A 24,711-nucleotide genomic window follows, 5' to 3' on the forward strand; every position below is an offset into this window, starting at 1 on the left:
TCAATCGTCATCACCGGAAGGCAATCGATCGCATGGACGCGGTGGACAGGCAGCTCATCCAGGCCCTGAGAGAGAACGGCCGGGCCTCCTACGCGGAGCTGGGGCGCCTCGTCGGCCTGTCGGGACCCAGTGTCACCGACCGCATCAACCGGCTGGAGGCGGCCGGTGTCATCACCGGTTACCGCGCGACCGTCGACTCGGCCTCCCTCGGCCTCGGCGTCATCGCCCTGATCGGCATCTCGCTCTCCGACGCCGCCGACCACGAGGACGTCGCGCGCCGCATGAAGGACCTCGGCGAGATCGAGGACTGCTGGTTCATCGCGGGCGAGGACTCGTTCATGCTGAAGGTGCGGGCACCGGACGTGGACGGCCTGGAGAAGACCATCCGGCGGCTCAGCGGGACCAAGGGCGTCTCCCGCACCCGTACGACGATCGTCCTCTCCACGAAGTGGGAGAACCGGGTCGGAGAGCTGCCCGAAGAGGCGTAGAGACGTAGGCGTACCGTTTAGCAAGCTGTCTTAGGAAGAGGTATGGGCATGGATGTCGGGCTCAAGCGCGAGCTGGAGCAGAAGGTCCGCTCCGGTGAGCGGCTGTCCCGTGAGGACGGCATCGCGCTGTACGAGTCGGACGACCTGGCCTGGCTGGGCGGACTCGCGCACGAGGTGCGGACGCGGAAGAACGGCGATGTCGTCCACTTCAACGTCAACCGCCACCTGAACATGACCAACGTGTGCACCGCGTCCTGCGCCTACTGCTCGTTCCAGCGCAAGCCGGGCGAGAAGGACGCGTACACGATGCGCATCGAGGAGGCCGTCCGGCTCGCGAAGGCGATGCAGGGCGAGAACCTCACCGAGCTGCACATCGTCAACGGCCTGCACCCGAACCTCCCCTGGCGCTACTACCCCCGGTCGCTGAGCGAGCTGAAGAAGGCCCTCCCGGAGGTCTCCCTCAAGGCCTTCACGGCCACCGAGATCCACCACTTCGAGACCATCTCCGGGCTGAGCGCGAGCGAGATCCTCGACGAGCTGATCGAGGCCGGGCTCGAATCCCTCACCGGCGGCGGTGCGGAGATCTTCGACTGGGAGGTCCGCCAGCACATCGTGGACCACCGCACGCACTGGGAAGACTGGTCGCGCATCCACCGCCTGGCGCACGAGAAGGGTCTCAAGACCCCGTGCACCATGCTCTACGGCCACATCGAGGAGCCGCGCCACCGCGTGGACCACGTGCTGCGGCTGCGCGAGCTCCAGGACGAGACCGGCGGTTTCCAGGTCTTCATCCCGCTGCGCTACCAGCACGACTTCGTCGACATGAAGGACGGCAAGGTCCGCAACCGCCTTCAAGCGCGGACCCAAATGGCCACGGGCGCCGAGGCGTTGAAGACCTTCGCGGTGTCCCGTCTCCTCTTCGACAACGTCCCGCACGTCAAGGTCTTCTGGGTCATGCACGGCGTCCAGACCGCCCAACTCGCCCTCCAGCACGGCGCGGACGACATGGACGGCTCGGTCGTCGAGTACAAGATCACGCACGACGCCGACAACTACGGCACCCCGAACAAGCTCACCCGCGACGACCTCCTCGACCTGATCCGCGACGCCGGTTTCCAGCCGGTCGAGCGGAACACGCGCTACGAGATCATCCGCGAGTACGACGGCCCGGACCCGGCGCGGCGCGAGTCGCCACAGCCGATGCGAGTCTGAACGGAACGATGGCGCTCACTTTCGAACTGGACCCCGCGATAACCCCCGCCCTGCGCGAGGAGATCCTCACCCTCTGGGCGGACGTCTCCAACGCGGGGGGCTCGGTCGGCTTCGTCGCACCGGTGACGGCCGACGAGATACGGCCCGAACTGGTCCGGCACTTCGTCGCCATGGCGGAGGGCCGCACCCGGCTGCTGGTCGGCCGGGACGAGACGGGCACGGTCGCCGCGACCGTGTTCCTCGCGTTCAACACCCACCGCCTGATGCTGCACTGGCTGTGGCTCTACACGGTGATGGTCCACCCCCGCCACCAGGGCAAGGGCTACGGCCGCGACCTCCTCGCCGCCGCCGAGCAGGCCGCCCGCGGCCTCGACGGCATCGAGGCGATCCGCCTCACCTGCCGGGGCGGCCACGGCCTGGAGCGGTTCTACGGCTCCTGCGGCTACAAGGAGGTCGGGCGGGTGCCCGGCGCGATCCGGGTCGCCCCCGGGGACGACCGGGACGACATCTTCATGTTGCTGCCGCTGCTGTGACCCCCCTGCAAGATCCGTGCGACACCGTGCTTCACTGATTGATGCCCTTGTCCCGAATCGGAAGAGTGGATTGAGATGTTCCGCTACACACTGTGGCGCCTCGGAGTCTTCGCGGGCTGCCTCGGCGTCGTCTGGGGCCTCGTCTATCTCGGCGTCTTCCCGCGCGGCTTCGGCGAGTCCAACGGCATGTGGATCGTGCTGCTGGCGCTGGTGATCTCGGCGCCGATCAGCTTCGTGGTGCTGCGCGGGGTGCGGGACCGGGCCTCGGTGCAGATCGTCGAGCGGGTCGACCGGATGAAGGCCAACCTGGACGCCAACCGCAGCCAGGAGGACGAGACGGTGGACGCAGCCCAGCCGGCCGCCCAGCCGACGTCCCACCCGCAGGGCCAGACTTCCTGACACCTGGGTCCAACTACCCTTGCCCCCATGGGTGCCGTGAAGACCAAGCGCATGCCGCGGGCGGTCCGTGAGCAGCAGATGCTCGACGCCGCCGTGCAGACCTTCGGGCAGCGCGGGTACATGGCCGCGTCGATGGACGAGATAGCCGAACTCGCGGGCGTGTCCAAGCCGTTGGTGTATCTCTACCTGAACTCGAAGGAAGACCTGTTCACCGCGTGCATCCGGCGCGAGGGCCAGGCGCTCACCGAGGCGGTACGGGCCGGTGTGGACACCGGGTCGCCCGCCGATCGCCAACTCTGGGACGGGCTGCGGGCGTTCTTCACGCACACCGCGCAACACCCGGACGGCTGGGCCGTGTTGCACCTCCAGTCCCGCACCCACGGCGAGCCCTTCGCGGCCGAGGTGGCGGCGATGCGCGCCGAACTCGTCGCGTTCGTCACCGAGTTGATCGCGGCGGCCGCCCGCGAGGCGCACCGCGACCCGGACCTCCCCGAGCACGAGGTCGCCGGTCTGGCCGAGGCCTTGGTCGGCGCCGCCGAGTCCCTGGCGGCCTGGTCGAACGCGACCCCGGGCGTCACCGCCAAGCAGGCGGCGGCGACGCTGATGAACTTCGCGTGGGCGGGGCTGGGGCAGTTGATGGAGGGGCGGCCGTGGACGCCGTAGCGCTCATCAGCTCATGGCCGTAGCGCTCGTCCGCTCATAAAGGGAGCGGTCGGACGAGCCCCTCCACATGCGTGCGCTCCCCGCTCCGCAGCTGGAAACGGCCGCCCTCCGCCGCGTACTCCACCACCCCCGGCAGCAGCACCGGCGCCCTGAACTCGGCCCGCACGTAAGCGGCTTCGGGCGTCCCGTGCGCCGCCAGGCACCGCGCCGCCGTCCACATGCCATGGGCGATCGCGCGCGGGAAGCCGAAGAGGCGGGCGGTGAGCGGGGAGAGGTGGATGGGGTTGCGGTCGCCGGACGCGGAGCCGTAGCGCCGGCCGACGTCCTCGGCGAGGCGCCACTCGGCGATCGTGGGCAACGCGGCCTGCGCGCCGGGGACTTCGGGCGCGTGCGCGGGTGTGTCGGCGCGCTGGTGCCGGGCGAGATACGTGCTCCGCGATTCCCATACGACCTTGCCGCCGCCCCCGCCGACACCCTCGCCCCCGACCCGCATCTCCGTCGTGACCGTCGCCTCCGTGCCACGCCGATGCGGGGTCAACTCTTCGACATAGACGGTGAGTTCGTGGTCCCCTGTGGCCGGTACCGCCGCATGTCGGGTGATCTCCACCGACGTGTGGACCAGACCGAGGAGGGGGAGCGGGAAGGCCCGGCAGCTCATCAGGCGCATGGCCAGCGGGAAGGCGAGGACGTGGGGATACGTGATCGGGAGGGCGTCGTCTCCGGTGGCGAAGCCGCAGACGCGTTCGTAGGCGGCCAGTTTCGCCAGGTCGACGCGGACGCCGGGCAGGACCAGGCGGGTGCGGGGGAACCGGGCGTCGGGGCGGGGCCGTTTGAAGGGGGAGAGGAGGGCGCCGCGGAGGAGGAGCGGGGTGAGTGCGGGGGTGTCGGTGAGAGGCGGATAGGGGTTGGCCATGTCCCACTCCCGGGTGGCTTCCTGGGCGGCTCTTTTCGGCTTACTTCGCAGTAAGGTTACCGCAGGTAAGGCCAAGTGGGGCGAGCCGGGCGGTCCATGGCGGGTACATGGGTGACGCAGAGGTGACGCAGGGCTGACGCACGGCTGACAAAGCGCCCTGAACCCGCCGAGGTTGCACAGGCCCGGCTCCGTACCACCCCCGAACCCGCACGAAGCCCCCACGAGGGCCCCGTACGATCTTCGACCTAACCCGAGGTAACACCCCGGCCGCGGGCCGGGATGAACGCCTCGGTACGCACCATGCGTACCTAATGCAGCAGAGCGGTACAAGCTGCACGCCACAGGAGCTGCCATGTCCCTCGTCTATCCGTCCGGCTACGACTACGACGGCGCGCCCGTGCTCGTCGAGCCCGAGATCCGGCGGCTGGACGGCGTGGTGCGGGAGGTGTCCGTACCGCCGTTGGTGCCGCCGGCGACCCACGGCTCGCTCGCCGACCTGCCGTTCGAGAACGCGGCGGCGGCGCCGGAGCACGTGGTCCTCAGCAGGCAGGACGAGGACGGCAGTTGGCGTGATGTGACGGCGACGGAGTTCGCCGAGCAGGTGCAGGCCGTCGCCAAGGGGATGATCGCGGAGGGGCTCGCGCCGGGTGACCGGATCGCGGTCATGGCGCGGACGTCGTACGAGTGGACGCTCCTCGACTTCGCCGCGTGGGCGGCCGGTCTGGTGACCGTGCCGGTGTACCCGACCTCCTCCCTCTTCCAGATCCGGTGGATCCTCCAGGACTCGGGCGCGGTGGCGATGGCCGCCGAGACGGTCGCGCAGGCGGCGGCGCTGGGTCCGGAGACACCGCGGCTGCCCGATCTGCGGCACATGTGGGTCTTCGAGAAGGGCCACCTGGACCGGCTGGCCGAGCTCGGCCGGACCGTCCCGGACCAGGAAGTCTCCGTACGGCGTGGGGTGTTGCTGCCCGACACGCTCGCCACCGTCATCTACACCTCGGGTACTACGGGTCGCCCCAAGGGCTGCGCGATCACCCACGGCAACTTCCTCGCGGAGATCGACAACGCGATCGAACTCCTCTACGGCGTCTTCAAGAACAAGGCGGACGAGGAACCCTCCACGCTCCTCTTCCTCCCCTACTCCCACGTCTTCGGCCGCATGGTCGCGGTCGCCTGCATCCGCGCCCGCGTCCGCCTCGGCCACGCCGCGAGCCTCAAGTCCGAGGACCTCCTCGCCGACTTGGCGAGTTTCCAGCCGACCTTCCTGCTGGCCATCCCGTACATGCTGGAGAAGGTCTTCAACAACGCCCGGGCGAAGGCGGAGAAGGGCGGCCGCGGCAAGGTCTTCGACCGCGCGACCAGCGTCGCCCGCCGCTACGGCGAGGCGCTGGAGGCCCGCCAGTCCGGCAAGGGACCTGGCCCGAGCCGCCCGTTGAAGACCGCCCGCGCCTTCTACGACCCGCTCGTCTACCGGAAGATCCGCAACGCCCTTGGCGGCAAGCTCCGTTACGTCATCTGCGGCGGCTCCCCGCTGGGCCGCCGCCTCGCCGCGTTCTACGCCGGCGCGGGCATCGAGATCTTCGAGGGTTACGGCCTGACCGAGACGACGGCGGCGGCCACCTGCACCCCGCCGCTCAAACCCCGGCTGGGGACGGTGGGTTGGCCCATGCCGGGGACGAAGGTACGCATCGCGTCGGACGGCGAGATCCTGCTCGCCGGCGGCCAGGTCTTCCGGGGTTACTGGGATCCGCACGGCGACGGGGTGATCCCCGCGTCTCAGGACGGCTGGTTCGCGACCGGCGACATCGGCCGCCTCGACGACGAGGGCTACCTCACCATCACCGGCCGCAAGAAGGAGATCCTGATCACCGCGGGCGGCAAGAACGTGGCCCCGGCCCCCCTGGAGAACTGGCTCCGCTCCCACCCGCTGGTGGCCCAGTGCATGGTCGTCGGCGACCGCCGCCCCTACGTCGCCGCCCTCATCACCCTCGACCTCGAAGGCATCACCCACTGGCGCCAGATGAACGGCAAACACCCGGTCCCCGCCGAACTCCTGGTCAACGACGAGGAGTTGATCGGCGTCCTGCAACGCGCCGTCGACGACGCCAACAAGCTGGTCTCCCGCCCCGAGTCCATCCGCCGCTTCAGCATCCTGCCCGTGGACTTCACGGAGGCGGCGGGCCATCTGACACCGTCGATGAAGCTGCGCCGGGAGTTCGTCATGCAGGAGTTCGCGAAGGACATCGAGGCGCTGTACGCGAACTAACCCCCGTTCAGGGTGATTTGGTGCGGACCTGGTCATTGACTTCCCAAGACCCCCGCGCGACATTCCCAGCCCATTCCCCGTCGGGCTGGAGCGGCCATGACCACGAGCGCGGACGGACAGGTACAACTCCCCGGTAGAAGACGTGTGTTGGCCGGTGGTGCGGTTGCGGCGCTCGGTGTCGTCGCCGGGGTGCAGCACTCCGCCCGCGCCGCCGATCTTCCCCTCCTCGGCACCTACGACGTCGTGGTGATCGGCGCGGGGGCGGCCGGGATGACCGCCGCGTTGACCGCCGCGCGGCAGGGCCTGAGCTGTGTGGTGGTGGAGAAGGCGCCGACGTTCGGGGGATCGGCGGCGCGTTCGGGGGCGGGGATCTGGATCCCCAACAACCCGGTGATCCTGGCGGCCGGAGTCCCCGACACCCCCGCCAAAGCAGCCACTTACCTCTCCGCGGTCGTCGGCGCCGACGTCCCCGCCGACCGCCAGCAGTCCTTCCTCGCCCACGGCCCCGCGATGATCTCCTTCGTGATGGCGAACAGCCCGCTGCGCTTCCGCTGGATGGAGGGATACAGCGACTACTACCCGGAGTTGCCGGGCGGCCTCCCCAACGGCCGTTCCATAGAACCCGATCAGCTCGACGGCAACATCCTCGGCACCGAACTCGCTCACCTCAACCCGCCCTACCTGGCGGTCCCTTCGGGCATGGTCGTCTTCAGCGCCGACTACAAATGGCTCGACCTGGCCGCGGTGAGCGTCAAGGGCGCGGCCGTCGCGACCGAGTGCCTGGCCCGGGGGACGAAGGCGGCCCTGCTCGGCCAGAAGCCGCTCACGATGGGCCAGTCCCTCGCCGCCGGTCTGCGCGCGGGGCTGCAGTCCGCGCAGGTGCCGGTGTGGCTCAACACCCCGCTCACCGAACTGTACTTGGAGGGCGGTGCCGTCACCGGCGCGGTCGTCACGAGGGCCGGAGCCACCGGTCTTGTACGCGCCCGGCGTGGAGTCGTGGTCGGCTCCGGCGGCTTCGAGCACAACGCGGCGATGCGCGCCCAGTACCAGCGCCAGCCCATCGGCACGGACTGGACGGTGGGCGCGAAGGAGAACACCGGCGACGGCATCCAGGCGGGCCAACGCGCGGGCGCCGCCCTGGCGTTGATGGACGACGCCTGGTGGGGACCGGCCATCCCGTTCCCCGGCGACCCGTACTTCTGCCTCGCCGAACGCACCCTCCCCGGCGGCCTGTTGGTCAACCAGGCCGGTTCCCGCTTCGTCAACGAGGCCGCGCCGTACAGCGACGTCGTCCACACCATGTACGACCGCGACCCGGCCGCCCCCGACATCCCGGCCTGGCTGATCGTCGACCAGAACTACCGCAACCGGTACCTGTTCCGGGACGTGCTGCCGACGTTCACGTTCCCCGACGACTGGTACAGCTCCGGCGCGGCGTACAAGGCGTGGACGCTGGACGCGCTGGCGACGTCGATCGGCGTGCCCGCGGCCGCCCTCCGGACCACGGTCACCCGCTTCAACTCCCTTGCGGCGAACGGCAAGGACCCGGACTTCGGACGCGGTGACAGCGCCTACGACCACTACTACACGGACCCGTCCGTCCTCCCCAACTCCTGCCTGGCTCCCCTGTGGCTGGCCCCGTACTACGCCTTCCGCATCGTCCCCGGCGACCTCGGCACGAAGGGCGGCATGCGGACGGACGCGCGGGCGCGGGTGCTGCGGGCGGACGGTTCGGTGATCCCCGGTCTGTACGCGGCCGGGAACGCGAGCGCGGCGGTGATGGGGCACAGCTACGCGGGCGCGGGCTCGACGATCGGTCCGGCGATGACGTTCGGGTATGTGGCGGCGCTGGATCTGGCGGGGGCGTTGTAGACAGCGGGTCGTAGCGGTCGTAGGGCTGCCGGTTCGGCCTGGTCATCACCCGGTCAAGGGATGGCCAGGTCGGGACCAAGCGGCCGTATGCATTGCGCATGCAACGGGCTCGCAGGGCTGACATAGCCGGATTTGGGCGTTGGTCCCGTGGCTACTGTGATGGCGCGAACGCGTCCACAGGGACCACGAAGACCTACGGGGAAGAGGAGACGGCGGTGGGGGAGCCGAACCGTTCACGCCTTCTTGACTACACGCGGGGGCCCGCGGCGGCGGGGGTGCCCGAGGTGCGTCGGTCGAGTCTGCTCGACTATGCCGAGGCGGCGCCCCGGCCCGGTCCGGCAGCCGACGGACGGCCCGGACCCCGGCCGGGTGTCCCGTCGTACGAGACGCCTGTCTTCGTGCCCGCGCATCCCCGGTATGTCGACGCGGTGGACGACGACGGCCGGGCGGTGCGGGTGCCGTTCGTCGTCTACGAGTTGTTCGAGCATCCGGCGCACCGCACCGCGGCCTACGCGTTCAGCACGGTGGAGAAGCTCGTGGCCGCGTTGGGGGAGGCCCAGCCGTGGGTCGGGACGTCGATCGGGCCGCTGGCCGAGGCGATGGGCGAGCGGGGCGGGACCGTCGTTCTCGACCCCAACGTCGTTCCGGGGCAGGCCAATTGGCGTCCGGCCGACCTGGCCGCCTACGCACGGGAGGTGCGCTGATGTCTGCCGACTTCAAGGCGGTGCTGGGCGACCTCACGTCGATGGCCACGACCTTCCACGACCAGGCGACGGACTACCGGAAGCTGCACCCCCAGGTCGCCCCGCCCGTGGTGAGCGGCGGGGACGCGGGGCTCGACGACGCCATCAAGGAGGTCGCCCACCTCATCCTCGGCCTGCACATCGGCTTCGCCGACCGGCTGGACGATCACGGCGACAAGGTGGCGTACGCGCGGGACTCCTTCCACCGGCACGACGTCGACGTGCACGGGGTGTTCGAGGACCTGATGGTGGGGGAGGACTGAGGGCCGATGGGTGACAGCTGGGTCGGCGGTGACATCGGTGGACTGCACACGATGGCCACCACGTACAAGAACGCCAAGGGCCAACTCGACGACGTCGTACGGCCGGTGACCAACGCCGTCGAGTCGCTCGTCGACGACGCCGGGTGGAAGGGCGACGCGGCGGAGGAGTTCCGCGCGAAGTGGAGCGAGGACGCGCTGACGGCGGGGGCGTTCGCCGGCATGGTGAGTGACGTGGGGGACATCCTCGGCACTCTGGCCGACGCGCTGTCCACGTGCGAGACGGCGCTGCAGAACGCGGAGCATGTCGCCACCGGCAAGGGCGTGTCCATGGGGGACAAGGGCGTGCCGCTGCCCCTGGTCACGGCGAACCCGCCCGATGCGGCGGACCAGAAGACGATCTCCGCGATGACCGAGTACGACACGGTCCGCAAGCAGGTCATGCACACGGCCCAGCACGCCCGGCTGATCGCGGCGGACAAGCTGCGCGGGCTGTACGCCCAGGTCACCGCGCCGGTGTCGACCGGCGACAAGATCACCATCGCGGACGCGCTGCGTGGTCTGTACGCCTACGACGCGGAGGACGCGCGGGCCGGCGGCAAGAAGGCGCGCACCGAACTCGACGACGCGAAGGCCGCGGAGCAGACGGCGAAGAAGGAACTCCGCGCGGAGCGCAAGGCGTACCAGAAGGCTGGCCGCTCCCTCCCCAAGGACCTGCCCGCCAAGGGCGCCTACCGTGACGCGGTCATGCAGGTCGACTCGCTGGAGGAAGCCATCGCCCGCGCGGACGTCGGCAGCAGCAAGCTCCCCTACGACCGGCTCCTGAACGTCAAACTCGCCGACGCGGCCGACGCGTTGAGGTTGGGCAAGGGGCTTGAGGCACTCCCCGAGTTCCTCAAGGAGGTGCCGGTCATCGATGTCGCCGCGGCTGCCGCGTGCGGGTTGGTGGAGGCGAAGGACGACCATGACAAGGGGTGGTCGTGGCAGCACTCGGTGACGGTGGATGTGGGTGTCGCCGTCGGGGGTGTGGCTGCGGGGGCGTTGGCAGTGGTTGCGCTTCCGGTCGAGGGTGCGGTGGGGGTGGCGCTGGTCGGCGTCGGTGCGACCATCGCCGCGACCAGCGTCCTCGACCACGCCTTCCACGAGCACTGGAGCGAGGACATCCACGACCACGGCGTTGTCGGCGGTGTACTGCATGGCGCCGGTGATGTCGCCACGGAGACGGTGGACGACGGGAAACGACTGATAAAGGACGTGTGGCATGGCGTCACGAGCATCTTCTGAGGTCGCCGCCGCCGGGGCCCCCGTGGAGATCCCGAAGCTGCCGAAACTCGGCAGAACCTGGTACGAGCGGGGCACGCTCTACTGGCTGTGCCGTGCTCGTACGACGGTCTTCCTGATCGTCTTCATGGCCTTGTACGGCCTCTTCGTGGGCGGCCTCTTCGAGGGGGTCCGCGACCTGCTGCCGTCCAATGCCCGTACCGCGTACGACTGGGCGCAGGTCGTCCTGTGCTGCGCGGCCCTCGTCTGGGGCTGGATCAAGCAGCGTCGGAGTCATCGGCAGGCCCTCCTGGACCCGCCCAGCCCGAAGCAGACCTGGATCGCCAAGCGTGACCACAACAGGCAGGCCGGCAGGTCGGCCGGGTTCGGGGTCGCGGGAGGGCGGGTGCTCATCGCCCTGGCGGCACCCGTCATGCCGGCCTTCGCCGCGTACCTCGTCGGCTGGCTCACCGCCTGGACCACCGTCCGCGAATACCCGAGCGAGGTCGGCGCCCGCCGCTGGATGCAGGAGCACCCGTCCGGAACATGACCCCCTCCGACATCCCGAAGCTGCCCGGGCTGGGCACCACCTGGTACGAGCGCGGCGCACGCTACTGGCTACGGCGTGCCTCCGGTGCGCTCCTGTGGTTCGTGCTGATGGCCTTCTTCTGCTACATCGCGCTCGTCCTCTACGGCGGCTTCCGCACCAGCCTGCCGCCGACCGTGCGCACCGTGTGGGACTGGGCGCAGGTGGTCCTGTCCTTCGTGGCCCTGGTGTGGGGGTGGCGGGTGCAGCGCCGGGACCATCACAGGAAGCTGCTCGACCCGCCCTCGCCGGACCAGATCCGCGAGGCCAAACGGGACGAGACCCGCCGCTCCACCGGGCTGGCCGTCGCGGGCCGCGCCCTCTGGCTGGTCGCGGCACCGGTCGCCCCGGCGCTGGCGGCGGGCTGCGTCGGCTGGGTGGCCGCCGTGTTCACGGTCCGCGAGTACCCGAGCGAGATCGGCGCCCGCTTGGCCCTAGAGCGTGCCCACCAGCTTTCGAGCGATCAGAAACGCCTGCGCCGCTGACTCCCCGAGTTCCTCCTCCGCCTCCCGCACGGTCCGTGACCGCAGCCTGAACCCCGCCGCCTCCAGCAACTCGGCCATCGCCTCCGGCCGCCGACGCTCGAAGTCCAGCGTCACCGGGTGTCCGAAGGGCCGGTCGAGGGTGAGGGGCTGGTCGCCGGCCTGAAAGGCGAGCAGCAGATAGCCGCCCGGTGCCAGTACGCGATGGAACTCCGCGAAAAGGAACGGGAGTCGGTCCACCGGCGTGTGGATGGACGAGTACCAGGAGACGGCCGCAGCCAACGTCCCGTCCGGGATGTCCAGTTCCAGCATCGACCCCTGCCTAAAGCGCAGCCCCGGGTTCTCGCGGCGCGCGATCGCGAGCATCGACTCGGACAGGTCGAGCCCGAAGACATCCAGCCCGAGGGAGGCGAGATACGCGGTCGTCCGGCCCGGACCACAGCCCAGGTCGGCCACCTGCCCGCCCCCGCCCACCAGCTCGGCGAATCCGGCCAACACCGCCCCGTCCCGCGGCTCGGCGCGCTCCCCGGCGAACATCTCGGCGTAGTCCTCGGCGATCGCGTCGTAGAAGCGCCGGGTACTGCTCACGAAGCCTGCCTCAGCGGATGTCATGGCCGGGGACCTTACCGACCCCCACTGACACCCGGCCTCGTCTTTTGCTTTTAGGGGCGGGAGGAACTGTGCGACCAGCCCCCACCGGACCCGCACCCGAAGACCACGCGCACCCCACCCCACGCCCCCCGCCCAACCGCCGGAGGCAAAGGCAGGAGCCCCGCTGCCTTGCGGCGCGGGGCTCCTTGGGTACTGCTATCTGTTCCGGATCAAAGCACCAGGCTCCGAGACCGAAGGACTGCGATCAGGTGACTCAGACGGGGGTGACGTTCTCCGCCTGCGGGCCCTTCGGGCCCTGGGTCACGTCGAAGGAGACCTGCTGGTTCTCCTCCAGCGAACGGAAGCCGCTCGCGTTGATCGCGGAGTAGTGAACGAAGACGTCGGGGCCTCCGCCTTCTTGGGCGATGAAGCCAAAGCCCTTTTCGGCGTTGAACCACTTCACGGTTCCGGTAGCCATAAGCCCTCCTTGGGCCCAAAGGGTTGCCCTGCTCCAGAACCCTGCTAAGTGTGAAAACAAAGTCCCGCACTACTGCATACGTCTGAAAACGACTAGAGCCCGCGGTTACATGCTCCGCAGGCTCTGTACTGCAAGGGAAACCAAACTGCAACTTGCGGCGAGCCTAGCACGCAGGCAGCCGAAAGCAATAGAGGCCAAGATCACATCACCCGGACGTTTGAAGATCGCCAAAGGCTTGACTGTGGGGCCGAAGTATGGAGCGTACCGCATGAGGTCTAGCCTCACGTTGTGGACAATTCTCGCACCCGGCCGCGCGTCGGCCACATCCAGTTCCTGAACTGCCTGCCCCTGTACTGGGGGCTCGCGAGAACAGGCACGCTCCTCGACTTCGAGCTGACCAAGGACACCCCCGAGAAGCTCAGCGAGCAGCTGGTGCAGGGCGACCTCGACATCGGGCCCATCACGCTCGTCGAGTTCCTCCGCAACGCGGACGACCTGGTCGCCTTCCCCGACATCGCCGTCGGCTGCGACGGCCCGGTGATGTCCTGCGTGATCGTCTCGCAGGTCCCGCTGGACCAGCTGGACGGCCGCCGGGTCGCCCTCGGCTCGACCTCGCGGACCTCCGTACGCCTCGCGCAGCTCCTCCTCGCCGAGCGCTATGGCGTCCAACCCGACTACTACACCTGCCCGCCCGACCTGAGCCTGATGATGCAGGAGGCCGACGCCGCCGTCCTCATCGGCGACGCCGCCCTGCGCGCCAACCTGCTCGACGGGCCCCGCTTCGGCCTGGAGGTGCACGACCTCGGCTCGCTCTGGAAGGAGTGGACCGGGCTGCCGTTCGTCTTCGCCGTGTGGGCCGCCCGCCGCGACTACCTGGAGCGCGAACCGGTCATCACCCGCAAGGTCCACGAGGCCTTCCTCGAATCCCGCAACCTCTCCCTCGAAGAGGTCGGCAAGGTCGCCGAACAGGCCGCCCGCTGGGAGGACTTCGACGAGACCGTCCTGGAGCGGTACTTCACGACCCTCGACTTCCGCTTCGGCGCACCCCAGTTGGCCGCGGTCGCCGAGTTCGCCCGCCGCGTCGGTCCCACGACCGGTTTCCCGGCCGACGTGAACGTGGATCTGCTCCAGCCGTAATAGCCGTAGAAGAAGACAGAAGGCGATCTGCTCCAGCCGTCATCACCGGTGGGGTGTGGCGCACTACCCTGCTGGAAGTCGTACGGGGGAGGGGTGGACGGCATGCAGCCGCTCGGAGACGACGAACCCACGGTCGTGGGGCCCTACCGGCTGCTCGGCCGGCTCGGCTCCGGTGGGATGGGCCGGGTCTATCTCGGGCGCAGTGCGGGCGGCCGTACGGTCGCGGTCAAGATCGTGCACCCGCACTTCGCGCTCGACGAGGAGTTCCGCGCCCGCTTCCGCCGCGAGGTCGACGCCGCACGCCGGGTGGGCGGCGCCTGGACGGCCCCCGTCCTGGACGCGGACCCCGAGGCCGCCGTGCCGTGGGTCGCCACCGCCTACGCCGCCGGGCCCTCCCTCTCCGCCGCCGTCGCGGACGGCGGGCCACTGCCCACGGCCACCGTACGGGCGCTCGGCGCGGGGCTGGCCGAAGCGCTCACGGCGGTACATGAGTTGGGGCTCGTGCACCGGGACGTGAAGCCGTCCAACGTGCTTCTCACTCTCGACGGGCCGCTGTTGATCGACTTCGGGATCGCCCGGGCCACGGACGGCACCGCCTCCCTCACCTCCACCGGCGTCTCCGTCGGGTCGCCGGGCTACATGGCTCCCGAGCAGATCCTCGGGAAGGGCGCGATCGGGGCGTCCGACGTCTTCTCTCTGGGGGCCGTGCTCGCGTACGCGGCCACCGGTGAGTCCCCCTTCCCCGGTGACTCCTCCGCCGCGCTCCTCTACAAGGTCGTCCACGAGGAGCCCCAACTGGGCGCGATGGACGGGGACTTGCGGGAGTTGGTGAGTGCCTGTCTGGCGAAGGATCCCGCCTCGCGGCCGACTCCGGGTGAGGTGGCGCGGTGGCTCGCTCCGGACGGGGCCGCTCGGCTGGTGGCCGGGGGGTGGCTGCCGGGGGCGTTGGTCGAGCAGGTCAGCCGAAGTGCCGTACAGCTGTTGAACCTTGAGGTGGCGGGGGTCGCGGAAGGGGTGCCCTCGGGGCCGGTCGGGTTCAGCAGTCCCTCCGTGGGGGCGGGGGGCGGGGTGTTCGGACCGGCGCCGGAGATGCCCAAGTCACCTGCGGGGCCTGCCGGGTTCGTACCCGAACCGCGTGACGCGCTCCCCTACGACACCGTCCCCCCGGCCTCCGGTCGTCACCCCGGGAAGGTCTCCGTCTCCGTCGCGGCCACTGCGGCTCCGGGGACCAACGGGCGTGGGCGCAGGGTCAGTTGTGCGGTGGTGCTCTCCGTCGCCGCGGCGCTGGCGGTGGTGACGCTGGTGCCGGTGTGGTTGTACTGGCTGCAGCCGGACGACAAGGGCAACGACTCGTCGGCGGGCGCGATCCCGACCTCCTCCGCTACGGCGACCAGCGCGCCGAGCACCGGCGACGGCTCCTCACTCCAGTCCATCCCCGACTCCTACCTCGGCACCTGGCAGGGCGAGGGCACCGCGCTCGGCGGCACGCTCGCCGACGGGACCTTCCGGATCACGATCGCCAAGGTGGGCGTGGGGCAGAAGTTGGGGATCCTCCGCCAGACCGACCAGCTCGGCGGCGTCTGCGACGACATACTGACCCTGAAGAAGGTGACGAAGACGCAGCTGGTCGCCTCGGCTGCCGGTGCGCAGTCGAACCGCAGCGTGTGCAACCAGGACGCCCACACCGTCACCCTCACCCCCACCGGCGACGACCTCAAGTACGCCTCGGACAGTTCGGCCGAGGGCTCCCCGACCGCGCGGCTGTCCAAGGTCAAGTAGACGTCGGGGTCGGCCGGTGGACTACGACCAGCTGCTGATCGCCCTCGCGGGGGTGTGGGGCGCGGGCGCCGGGGCGGTGGTCGCGCGGGTCGGCCGGCGCGGTGTCGGTACCGCTCTCCTCGTCGTGCTGGTGTGTGTCGCCCTCGCCGCCGCCACTGGTACGCGGCCCGAGCTGGCGGTGTGGCTGCTGCTCGCGCCCGTCGCGGTGGCGGCGCCCAGGGCCGGGCTTTCCCTTGCGGGTGCTGCCCTTGCTCTTCTCGGGGTCGTCGCGTTCGTGCCCGAGCACGCCGGGCACTGGACGACGGCTCTGCTGGGCGGACTCGCGCTCGGCGCCGGGTACTACGGGCTGACCCGGATCGACCCAGGGGGCGGTGGCCTGGGGCTCGGTGAGGTGAAGCTCGGGGTGGCGGCCGGTGTCGTACTCGGGTGGTACGGGTGGCCGACGGTGATGGTGGGCGCGTTCGCGGGGTTCCTGCTGAGGGCGTTGTACGGGGGTGTCCTTGCCCGTAGGGGGAGGGCCGATGTCCCCTTTGGGCCGTTTCTGCTCGCCGGTGCTTTCCTCGGGCTGCTGGTCGGCGCGTTCACGGCCTGAGGTCGGGGTGCGAAAACCGCTGGCGTAGGCTGACAAGGTCCGTCAGTACCGTCTGCCCGTCCGCAACCCTTGACGAAAGGGACCTCCCGGTGACCGAGAAGGCCGAGCTTCAGTCCGTCCTCGACCGTGCCGCCGAGGGCGGGCGCATCACCCCCGAAGAGGCGCTCGACCTCTACCGCGACGCCCCGCTGCACGCGCTCGGCGCCGCCGCCGACGCCGTACGCAAGCGGCGGTACGCGGGTACGGAGCACATCGCGACGTACATCATCGAGCGGAACATCAACTACACGAACGTGTGCGTCACGGCGTGCAAGTTCTGCGCGTTCTACGCCGCCCCCAAGGACACCGCCAAGGGCTGGACGCGTGACCTGGACGACATCCTGCGCCGGTGCGCGGAGACCGTCGAACTCGGCGGCACGCAGATCATGTTCCAGGGCGGCCACCACCCGGACTTCGGCGTCGAGTACTACGAGAAGCACTTCGCCGCGATCAAGGGCGCGTACCCCCAGCTGGTCATCCACTCCCTCGGCGCGTCCGAGGTCGAGCACATGGCCCGGATCAGCGGGGTGTCGGTCGAGGAGGCCATCACCCGCATCCACGCGGCCGGGCTCGACTCCTTCGCGGGCGCCGGTGCCGAACTGCTCCCCGCCCGCCCCCGCAAGGCGATCGCCCCGCTCAAGGAATCCGGCGAGCGCTGGCTGGAGATCATGGAGGCGGCGCACAACCTGGGTGTCGAGTCCACGTCGACGATGCTCATGGGCACCGGCGAGACCAACGCCGAGCGCATCGAGCACCTGCGGATGATCCGCGACGTACAGGACCGCACGGGCGGCTTCCGCGCGTTCATCCCGTACACCTACCAGCCCGAGAACAACCACCTGAAGGGCCGCACGCAGGCCACGCTCTTCGAGTACCTGCGCATGATCGCCATCGCGCGCCTCTTCATGGACAACGTCGCCCACATCCAGGGCAGTTGGCTCACCACGGGCAAGGAGGTCGGCCAACTCTCCCTGCACTACGGCGCGGACGACCTCGGCTCGATCATGCTGGAGGAGAACGTCGTCTCCTCGGCCGGAGCCAAGCACCGCTCCAACCGCATGGAGATCATCGACCTCATCCGCAAGGCGGGCCGCGTCCCCGCCCAGCGGACCACGACCTACGAGCACATCGTCGTCCACGACGACCCGGCCAACGACCCCGTCGACGAGCGCGTGATGTCCCACATCTCGTCGACAGCCATCGAAGGCGGCACGGCCCACCCGGAGTTGAAGCTCCTGTCCGCCAACTAGGCGTCCTGTGCTGACGATTCACACGGCGGACGAGGGCGGAGCCGTCGCGGTCGAGGGCGCCCGGGTTGTGGGTGTGGGGCCCCTGGCGGAGATCCAGGACCGCTTTCCCGGCGCCCGGGTGCGGAGTTGGCCGGGCACCCTGGTCCCGGCCCGCATCCACGAGGGCCCCCTCCCGGACGCCCCGAGCCCACGGGAGCGGATCCACGCCGTACTGAAGTCAGGCGCGACGGCTGTCCTGGCGGAACACGTCGACTCACCCGAACTCCGGGCGGCGGCGGACCGGAACGGCGTGATGATCCTCCCCGGCCCACGTCCCCCAGCCCTCGTCGACCAGGCCCGTGCCGACCTAGCCGTATTCGACGAGGTCGGCACATGCATCGCAACGGTGTGCGCAGGGCGGCTAGTCCACAGACGCCGCTGAGTTACGTAGGGGCGCGGGGAACTGCGCGACCAGCCACGACGCACCGTCAGCCAACAACGTACCGTCACCCGGCAAACGCTTCCCCGAACGCCCCCGCAGACTGACTCACCCCACTGCAGTCCGTAGCCGCGTCATCATCCGAACTCCCGCTCTCACACTGCTGATCCCGAAACGTCGACCACATCGACACCCACGCGATCTCCTTCGACTCGGCAAACGTCCGCACCTGCGCCGCATCCGACAGCGAGAACGTCTCCCCGGACACATCGTTCACCCCGACCATCGACGTGAGCGCCATCCCCTGCCAGGCCCCCGCGTCCGACAACCCGAACACCTTCTTCAGCTGCGTGTGCGTGGCCGTAGCAGACGTGATCGCGTAGTCGCCCATGTCCGCGGTGTACGACTCGCCGTAATTCATCGTCATGATGTTGACCGTGGAGACGGCCACCGCGTTGTCGTTGGCGGACTCCAGCAGCGCCAGGCTGTCGGAGTCGAGACCGCTCGGCATCACGGGCAGCGTGAACGAGACCTTCAGGTCGCTGCGTTCCTTCTGGAGCAGTGCTATCGCCTTGGAACGCAGGGCGACCGACGTCGAGTCGGTGAGCGCGTCACCCTCGATGTCGAAGTCGGCCTGGGTGGAGCCCGCCGCGTCCAGCGCCTCGCCGTAGACCTTCGCGAGCGCCGACGCGCTCGTACAGGTCTCCGCCAACTCCTTGCCGGACGCCCCGCCGAAGGACACCCGGACCGTGCCCCCGGACTCCTTCAGCGCCGAGATCCTGGACTTCACGGCCGAGTTGTCGATCGCGGTCGTACCGTTCCACTCCGGCGTGCAGGTGCTGCCCTTGGCGATGACGAAGGACAGGTTGTACGTCGAGGGGGACCCCGAACCGTCCATGTCCGAGGCCGTCGTGGCGCTGACGTACGGCGCGTAGGCCGTGGCCGACGACGAGCCCGACGAGGCGGACGACGAAGGCGTCGACGACGGTGTGGACGTAGCGCTCTGTGTCCCTCCTGGGGACGAGTCCGACGAGTCGTCGGAGCTCGAGGAGCATCCGGTGACCGCGAGGGCAAACAAGCAGGTGAGCCCGGCCGCCGGTTTCAGGAAACTCCTCATATGAGCATGCACCCTTTCCGTCTCGGGACGGTGATTTCTGTCTCAGGATGGAAACAGAGTCGGTTTCCGAAGGCTAAATGAAGCACACGGGGCTGTGTCTCGCGAAGTCAGAAAGAACATAGGGTACTCACGGGTATCGGCACGCGAAACGGTCAAGCCGGGCGGCGAAGCGGAAAATTGGGGACACTACTGACACCGGCCGCTCATAAGGCTTTTCCTGGGTTCTCTAAGGGAAGACACAGGTTCCGCCTTTTTTCTGGGCGGGCTCACAAGAGAATCAGAGTTTTGGTCACATAAAGGCGGCCTAATGTCTGGGGAATGCAATCCGAGTCCGCCATCGATAACCGCGCCTCTGCGCGGGGTCGCCGCCGCAAAGCCGGCAACGGGTCCGCTGAAGGTCCCGTGTTCGTTGACAACTCCGGCCGCCGGTCAAAGGTGCTGCGCCGGATCGGCCTCCTCATGGGCACCGTCTGCCTCGGGTACGCGTTCGTACTCGGCATGGCGTTCATGGGCTGGGGCATCTCGCTCAACCCCTCCTCGCTGCTGCCCTTCGGCGGCGGCCAGGCCGGTTCCGCTCCGGGTGGCGGCAACGCCCCCGCCGGCGGCAGAGGCGGCGTAGCGCCCTCCGGTGTTCCGACCGGCGCCCCGACCGACATCCCCTCGGGCGCCCCCACGGGTGCGGCCCCGTCGTCCTCAGCCACCGCACACTGACCGGAGCGCCCCCGCAGCCATGACTACGACGACTCCCTCGCGCGGGCGCCGACGCGCCCCCACCCGGATGGAACGCGCGGCCGGCAAGGCCGCCGCGCTCCAGCGACCCCGGGTGATTCTCGCCCTGCTGCTTCTCCTCGGCCTCACCTGCGTGATGCTGCTCGACGGCTACCTGCGCGCGGAAGTCGGCGGCGACGAACGCGTCCGGGACGGCGCGAGCGCCAGCAAGGTCCCCGACAAGGTGCTCAACGGCGGCCCGATCCTGACCTTCCGGAACGGCAAGCCGGTCACCCAGACCATCCCGAAGAAGACCATCGTCCTCACCTTCGACGACGGCCCGAACCCCACCTACACGCCGACGGTCCTGAAGATCCTCAAGAAGTACGACGTGCCGGGCACGTTCTTCCTGGTGGGCTCGATGGTCTCGCGCTACCCGAGCATCGTGAAGCAGATGGTCGAGCAGGGCGAAGAGGTGGGCATCCACACGTTCACCCACGTCGACCTCTCCTACCAGAGCGACGCCCGCATCAAGCGGGAGATGGAGCAGACCCAGCTCGCGCTCGCGGGCGCGGCCGGGATCACCACCACGCTCTTCCGCGCGCCGTACTCCTCGGAGACGGACGCGATCGACAACTACAGCTACCCCGTCTACAAGAAGCTCGGCGCCTCCGGCTACACCAGCGTCTTCGTCGACACCGACAGCGACGACTGGAAGCAGCCCGGCGTCGCGAAGATCATCAAGTGGGCGACGCCGTCCGGGACTTCGGGTTCCTCGGTGCTGTTCCACGACGCCGGTGGTGTGCGCTCGCAGACCATGAAGGCGCTGCCCACGTACATCGAGAAGATGAAGGCGAAGGGCTACACGTTCACCACGGTGAGCGGCGCCATCGCCAAGAACAACGCCGCCAACCGGCCCGTCACGAGCACGGGCGCGGCCGCCGGGGCGAGCACCGGCAACGTCGAGGCCGGCGCCCAGCCGTCCGGGGCGCCGACGGCGGCGTCCTCCGCCGCACCGGGCAATGGCAACGGCCAGTCCCCGGTCGACTCGGCCGTCGGCGGCGCGGGCGCGGCAGCCGGAGCTGCCGGGGGAGCCAACGGCAACGGCTCCGGAAACGGCTCCAGGAACGGGATCTCGGTCCTCCAGGGCGCCCACCGCGAGGCCACCGGCATGACCCTCTACGAGGGCAAGGCGCTCATCTACGCCGTCACCGTCGCGGAGTGGGTGGTGCCGGGACTCGCGGCGGGCCTCACGGTCGTCGGCATCGCCGTGATGAGCCGCTTCGGGATGATGCTGATCCTCGCCCGGCGCCATTACAGACAGCGCAACAAACGCAGGTTCAGCTGGGGCCCGACCGTCACCCGCCCGGTGACCGTCATCGTCCCGGCGTACAACGAGAAGGAGTGCATCGCCAACACCCTCGAGTCGCTGGCGAAGAGCACCCACCCGATCGAGGTCATCGTCGTCGACGACGGCTCCTCGGACGGTACCTCCGAGATCGCCCGCGAGGCGGCCCGCTCCTTCGGCATGACGAACGTCCGGGTCATCCGCCAGGAGAACGCGGGCAAGCCCGCCGCCCTCAACAACGGTGTGCGCAGCGCGAGTTACGACATCGTCGTGATGATGGACGGCGACACCGTCTTCGAGCCCGACACCGTACGACACCTGGTGCAGCCCTTCGCCGACCCCGAGGTCGGCGCGGTCGCGGGCAACGCCAAGGTCGGCAACCGCAACACGATCATCGGCGCCTGGCAGCACATCGAGTACGTGATGGGCTTCAACCTCGACCGCCGCATGTACGACCTGCTGCGCTGCATGCCCACCATCCCGGGCGCGATCGGCGCGTTCCGCCGCGAGGCGGTGCTCCAGGTCGGCGGCATGAGCGAGGACACCCTCGCCGAGGACACGGACATCACCATCGCCATGCACCGCGAGGGCTGGCGGGTCGTCTACCAGGAGCACGCCAAGGCCTGGACCGAGGCCCCGGCCTCCCTCAAGCAGCTCTGGTCGCAGCGCTACCGCTGGTCCTACGGCACCATGCAGGCGCTGTGGAAGCACCGCAAGTCCCTTACGGACAAGGGTCCTTCGGGCCGCTTCGGCCGGGTCGGCATGCCTCTGGTGGTGATCTTCCAGATCATCACGCCGGTCTTCGCCCCGCTGATCGACGTCTTCACCGTCTACTCGATGATCTTCGTCGACTTCTGGGCGTCCCTCGCGATGTGGTTCGCGGTCCTCGGCATCCAACTCCTGTGCGCGGCCTACGCGTTCAGGCTGGACCGGGAGAAGTACCGCTATCTGCTGATGATGCCGCTCCAGCAACTGGCCTACCGCCAGATGATGTACCTGGTCCTCATCCACTCCAGCATCACCGCCCTGACCGGCGGCCGGCTGCGCTGGCAGAAACTCAAGCGCACCGGCGAGGTCGGCACACCTGCGGGGGCGAGCTGATGAGCTGGGAGCAGCAACAGCACGGGTACGGGGGTGGCTACGGGCAACCGCAACAGCCCCAGCAGCCCCAACAGCCGTACGGCTACCAGGGGTTCGGCCATCCGCAGCAGTACGGCCAGCCCCAGCAGTACGTCCAACAGCCGTACGAGCAGCAGCAGTACGCCGATCACGGGCAGCCGCCGTACGCGACGGCGCCCCTCCCGGTCGTAGAACCGGAGCCGGAGCTCGTGCCGGAGCCGGAGCCGGTCGCCGAGGAGGTCGTAGAGGAGTCCGCGCCCGCGCCCGCGCCCCAAAAGGCGGGCCGGGACCGGTACTTCGACACACTGCGGGCCGTCGCGCTGGTCCGGGTCGTGACCTACCACACCTTCGGGTGGGCCTGGTGCGGGATGGTGTTCCCCTCGATGGGGATCATGTTCGGGCTGGCCGGGACGCTGATGGCGAAGTCGCTGGAGCGGCCCGCGTTCAAGGTGGTCAAGAGCCGGATGCGGAGGCTGCTGCCGCCGTTCTGGTTCTGGGGCTTCTTCGTGCTCGTGGCGATGATGATCCACGACTGGATGCCGGGCTGGCAGATCGTCTTCTGGATCGTGCCCGTCGGTGATCCGCCGGGCAACGCGTGGGGCACGCAGGCCTGGGAGATCCTCTGGTACCTGCGGACGTATCTGTGGTTCGTGATGCTGTCGCCGGTGCTGCTGTGGATCTTCCGCAAGGCGCCGATTCCCGTGCTGCTGCTGACACTTGTGCCGATCGTGATCCTGAAGTTCGTGTGGGCGGGGCCGGACAACCGCTTCGGCAACGCGCTCTGGGACCTGTCGACGTACCTCTTCTGCTGGATCCTCGGCTTCGCCCACCGCGACGGGGTGCTCCAGAAGCTGAAGCCCTTCCTGGTGGTGACGCTCTCGGTCGCCGCGATCGCCTTCGGCGGCTGGTACGCCTTCACGCACCAGGCCGAGGCCGGCGGCACCTACGACCTGGACGAGAGCCCGCTCGCCCAGACGTACTGGTCGGCCGGTTACGTCATGCTGCTGATGTGGGCCAAGGCCTACTTCAACATCGACTTCGCCTGGCTGACCCGGTTCAAGCGGCTCGACCGGATCGTCACGATCTTCAACGCGCGGGCCGTGACCATCTATCTCTGGCACGAGATCGCGCTGGTGCTCGCGGTGCCGCTGACCGACCAGTTCTGGAAGGTGCCCGCCTTCGAGAAGTGGCTGCCGCTGGGGAGCCAGTGGTTCATGTTCGGCATCGGCTGGATCCTGATCGCCGTGTTCATCGTGCTCTGCGGCTGGGTGGAGGACGTGGCGGCGAAGAAGAAACCCAGACTGCTGCCGTCGTGAGATTCCCCTTCACGGCGTGAGCTTCTTTTCAAAGGGGGTCGTACGGGCCGGGCGCCTTCGGGATGCCCGGCCCGTACTGCCACAATGGGCCCGTGACCCGCGCATCCCTGGACAAGCAGCCGCACGAAGTCGCCTCGATGTTCGACGACGTGGCGGAACGGTACGACCTGACCAACGACGTGCTGTCGCTCGGCCAGGACCGCCGATGGCGCAAGGAGGTCACCAAGGCGGTCGACGCCCGCCCCGCGCAGAAGATCCTGGACCTCGCGGCCGGTACGGCGACCTCGTCCCTCCCCTTCGCCCGCAGCGGCGCCTATGTCGTGCCCTGCGACTTCTCCCTCGGCATGCTCCAGGTCGGCAAGAAGCGCCACCCCTGGCTGCCGCTCACGGCCGGCGACGCGACCAGGCTGCCGTTCAAGGACGACACGTTCGACGCCGTGACCATCTCCTTCGGGCTGCGCAACGTGCAGGACACGGACACCGCGCTGCGCGAGCTGTACCGGGTGACCAAGCCCGGCGGCCGGGTGGTGATCTGCGAGTTCTCGCACCCGACCTGGGCGCCCTTCCGCACGGTCTACACCGAGTACCTGATGCGCGCGCTGCCGCCGGTCGCCCGCGCGGTCTCCTCGAACCCGGACGCGTACGTCTATCTCGCCGAGTCCATCCGCGCCTGGCCCGACCAGCCCGCACTGGCCGAGCGACTCCGTAAGGCCGGCTGGTCGAAGGTCGCGTATCGCAACCTCAGCGGGGGGATCGTGGCCCTGCACCGGGGCTTCAAGGACGGCGTGGGCTCCGCTACCTGATCACCGTCTCGAAGAACGCGTCGCCCGGCGGCTCGTCCAGCTCGCGCTGCATTCCGCCGGTCGGCGGCCGGGGGATGCGCGGCTCGCGCATGCCGCCCCCGCCGTCCCCCTCGCCGAAGTCGAACCAGACGTAGACCACGGAGTCCCGCGGCACCTCGGCGTCGGGCTGCGGGTACTGCCGTACGACGTAGTCGACGACGGCGAGATGGAAGTCGGGCCGGTCCGGCGAGTTGATGAACAGCCCGCGCGACTGGGCCGTCTCGCGCGCGTCCACGGCCATCAGGCCGACGAGCCGTGGCACGCGCACTTCAGGTGTTTTGGGCGTTATACGCACAGATG

26 protein-coding genes are annotated in these 24,711 nt (G+C 69.3%); 21 read left to right on the forward strand and 5 right to left on the reverse strand.

Annotated features, from left to right (window positions below):
* Positions 1-32 precede the first annotated feature (32 nt).
* The 5 genes from OO69_RS22210 (at position 33) to OO69_RS22230 (ending at position 3,295) form a co-directional block, all read left to right on the forward strand.
* Positions 33-488 carry an Lrp/AsnC family transcriptional regulator gene (locus OO69_RS22210; protein WP_019061245.1) on the forward strand — a complete coding sequence of 152 codons (456 nt, stop codon included), beginning with the start codon at positions 33-35 and terminating at the stop codon, positions 486-488.
* A gap of 48 nt (positions 489-536) precedes the next feature.
* Entirely contained in the window at positions 537-1,700 is a 1,164-nt protein-coding gene (mqnE, locus tag OO69_RS22215) for an aminofutalosine synthase MqnE (RefSeq protein ID WP_019061244.1), read from the forward strand.
* An 8-nt stretch (positions 1,701-1,708) separates the two neighbouring features.
* Positions 1,709-2,233: a GNAT family N-acetyltransferase gene (locus OO69_RS22220; RefSeq protein WP_033282479.1), complete on the forward strand. Its 525-nt coding sequence runs from the start codon at positions 1,709-1,711 to the stop codon at positions 2,231-2,233.
* 75 nt (positions 2,234-2,308) lie between these two features.
* A complete protein-coding gene (locus tag OO69_RS22225) occupies positions 2,309-2,632 on the forward strand; it encodes a DUF4229 domain-containing protein (RefSeq protein ID WP_033282480.1) in 324 nt (107 codons plus the stop codon).
* A gap of 27 nt (positions 2,633-2,659) precedes the next feature.
* Entirely contained in the window at positions 2,660-3,295 is a 636-nt protein-coding gene (locus tag OO69_RS22230) for a TetR/AcrR family transcriptional regulator (RefSeq protein ID WP_033282481.1), read from the forward strand.
* Between the two features lie 34 nt (positions 3,296-3,329).
* Here OO69_RS22230 and OO69_RS22235 read toward each other — a convergent pair whose 3' ends face one another.
* Positions 3,330-4,208: a MaoC family dehydratase gene (locus tag OO69_RS22235; RefSeq protein WP_033282482.1), complete on the reverse strand. Its 879-nt coding sequence runs from the start codon at positions 4,206-4,208 to the stop codon at positions 3,330-3,332.
* Between the two features lie 352 nt (positions 4,209-4,560).
* Here OO69_RS22235 and OO69_RS22240 point away from each other — a divergent pair, with 352 nt between their 5' ends.
* From OO69_RS22240 to OO69_RS22270, 7 genes are all read left to right on the forward strand, one after another.
* Entirely contained in the window at positions 4,561-6,474 is a 1,914-nt protein-coding gene (locus tag OO69_RS22240; RefSeq protein ID WP_033282483.1) for an AMP-dependent synthetase/ligase, read from the forward strand.
* Between the two features lie 96 nt (positions 6,475-6,570).
* On the forward strand, positions 6,571-8,346 hold the full coding sequence (gene kstD / locus OO69_RS22245) for a 3-oxosteroid 1-dehydrogenase (protein ID WP_051801152.1): 1,776 nt from the start codon (positions 6,571-6,573) through the stop codon (positions 8,344-8,346).
* A 215-nt stretch (positions 8,347-8,561) separates the two neighbouring features.
* Positions 8,562-9,050, forward strand: coding sequence for an SAV_915 family protein (locus tag OO69_RS53055; RefSeq protein ID WP_234444502.1), 489 nt, complete (start codon positions 8,562-8,564; stop codon positions 9,048-9,050).
* The gene (locus OO69_RS22255; RefSeq protein WP_033282485.1) at positions 9,050-9,352 is read left to right on the forward strand and encodes a DUF6317 family protein; all 303 of its coding nucleotides are present in this window, start codon (positions 9,050-9,052) and stop codon (positions 9,350-9,352) included. The genes OO69_RS53055 and OO69_RS22255 overlap by 1 nt, the downstream gene beginning before the upstream one ends.
* A gap of 6 nt (positions 9,353-9,358) precedes the next feature.
* Positions 9,359-10,633, forward strand: coding sequence for a WXG100 family type VII secretion target (locus OO69_RS22260; RefSeq protein WP_033282486.1), 1,275 nt, complete (start codon positions 9,359-9,361; stop codon positions 10,631-10,633).
* A complete protein-coding gene (locus OO69_RS22265) occupies positions 10,611-11,159 on the forward strand; it encodes a hypothetical protein (protein ID WP_033282487.1) in 549 nt (182 codons plus the stop codon). The genes OO69_RS22260 and OO69_RS22265 overlap by 23 nt, the downstream gene beginning before the upstream one ends.
* Positions 11,156-11,680, forward strand: a complete 525-nt coding sequence (locus OO69_RS22270) for a hypothetical protein (RefSeq protein ID WP_051801153.1) — start codon at positions 11,156-11,158, stop codon at positions 11,678-11,680. The genes OO69_RS22265 and OO69_RS22270 overlap by 4 nt, the downstream gene beginning before the upstream one ends.
* On the opposite strand, the gene OO69_RS22275 is transcribed toward OO69_RS22270, so the two are convergent.
* Positions 11,630-12,289 carry a class I SAM-dependent methyltransferase gene (locus tag OO69_RS22275; RefSeq protein WP_033282488.1) on the reverse strand — a complete coding sequence of 220 codons (660 nt, stop codon included), beginning with the start codon at positions 12,287-12,289 and terminating at the stop codon, positions 11,630-11,632. The two genes, OO69_RS22270 and OO69_RS22275, sit on opposite strands and share 51 nt — an antisense overlap.
* Before the next feature lie 253 nt (positions 12,290-12,542).
* Positions 12,543-12,746 carry a cold-shock protein gene (locus tag OO69_RS22280; RefSeq protein WP_003992177.1) on the reverse strand — a complete coding sequence of 68 codons (204 nt, stop codon included), beginning with the start codon at positions 12,744-12,746 and terminating at the stop codon, positions 12,543-12,545.
* Positions 12,747-13,034: 288 nt separating this feature from the next.
* Here OO69_RS22280 and OO69_RS22285 point away from each other — a divergent pair, with 288 nt between their 5' ends.
* From OO69_RS22285 to OO69_RS22305, 5 genes are all read left to right on the forward strand, one after another.
* Positions 13,035-13,883, forward strand: coding sequence for a menaquinone biosynthetic enzyme MqnA/MqnD family protein (locus OO69_RS22285; RefSeq protein WP_033282489.1), 849 nt, complete (start codon positions 13,035-13,037; stop codon positions 13,881-13,883).
* A 102-nt stretch (positions 13,884-13,985) separates the two neighbouring features.
* Complete coding sequence (locus OO69_RS22290; RefSeq protein WP_033282588.1) at positions 13,986-15,662, forward strand: serine/threonine-protein kinase; 1,677 nt, start codon at positions 13,986-13,988, stop codon at positions 15,660-15,662.
* Between the two features lie 16 nt (positions 15,663-15,678).
* Complete coding sequence (locus tag OO69_RS22295; RefSeq protein WP_033282490.1) at positions 15,679-16,254, forward strand: hypothetical protein; 576 nt, start codon at positions 15,679-15,681, stop codon at positions 16,252-16,254.
* An 89-nt stretch (positions 16,255-16,343) separates the two neighbouring features.
* Entirely contained in the window at positions 16,344-17,543 is a 1,200-nt protein-coding gene (gene mqnC / locus OO69_RS22300; protein WP_033282491.1) for a cyclic dehypoxanthinyl futalosine synthase, read from the forward strand.
* A gap of 7 nt (positions 17,544-17,550) precedes the next feature.
* Positions 17,551-17,964, forward strand: a complete 414-nt coding sequence (locus tag OO69_RS22305) for an imidazolonepropionase-like domain-containing protein (RefSeq protein ID WP_033282492.1) — start codon at positions 17,551-17,553, stop codon at positions 17,962-17,964.
* 64 nt (positions 17,965-18,028) lie between these two features.
* Here OO69_RS22305 and OO69_RS22310 read toward each other — a convergent pair whose 3' ends face one another.
* Entirely contained in the window at positions 18,029-19,078 is a 1,050-nt protein-coding gene (locus OO69_RS22310; RefSeq protein ID WP_033282493.1) for a chitinase, read from the reverse strand.
* Positions 19,079-19,480: 402 nt separating this feature from the next.
* On the opposite strand from OO69_RS22310, the gene OO69_RS22315 reads away from it, so the two are divergent.
* The 4 genes from OO69_RS22315 to OO69_RS22330 all read left to right on the forward strand — a co-directional run bounded on the left by OO69_RS22315 (position 19,481) and on the right by OO69_RS22330 (position 24,372).
* Positions 19,481-19,789: a hypothetical protein gene (locus OO69_RS22315; RefSeq protein ID WP_033282494.1), complete on the forward strand. Its 309-nt coding sequence runs from the start codon at positions 19,481-19,483 to the stop codon at positions 19,787-19,789.
* A gap of 19 nt (positions 19,790-19,808) precedes the next feature.
* Positions 19,809-22,235, forward strand: coding sequence for a bifunctional polysaccharide deacetylase/glycosyltransferase family 2 protein (locus OO69_RS50280; RefSeq protein ID WP_033282495.1), 2,427 nt, complete (start codon positions 19,809-19,811; stop codon positions 22,233-22,235).
* Complete coding sequence (locus tag OO69_RS22325) at positions 22,235-23,569, forward strand: acyltransferase family protein (RefSeq protein ID WP_033282496.1); 1,335 nt, start codon at positions 22,235-22,237, stop codon at positions 23,567-23,569. Before OO69_RS50280 ends, OO69_RS22325 begins: the two co-directional genes overlap by 1 nt.
* A gap of 92 nt (positions 23,570-23,661) precedes the next feature.
* On the forward strand, positions 23,662-24,372 hold the full coding sequence (locus tag OO69_RS22330; protein ID WP_033282497.1) for a demethylmenaquinone methyltransferase: 711 nt from the start codon (positions 23,662-23,664) through the stop codon (positions 24,370-24,372).
* Here OO69_RS22330 and OO69_RS22335 read toward each other — a convergent pair.
* A complete protein-coding gene (locus OO69_RS22335) occupies positions 24,365-24,679 on the reverse strand; it encodes a PASTA domain-containing protein (protein WP_078652529.1) in 315 nt (104 codons plus the stop codon). The genes OO69_RS22330 and OO69_RS22335 overlap by 8 nt on opposite strands.
* Positions 24,680-24,711: the final 32 nt, after the last annotated feature.

The organism is Streptomyces sp. NRRL F-525, from assembly GCF_000716605.1.
In the GTDB taxonomy this organism is placed as follows: Bacteria; Actinomycetota; Actinomycetes; order Streptomycetales; family Streptomycetaceae; genus Streptomyces.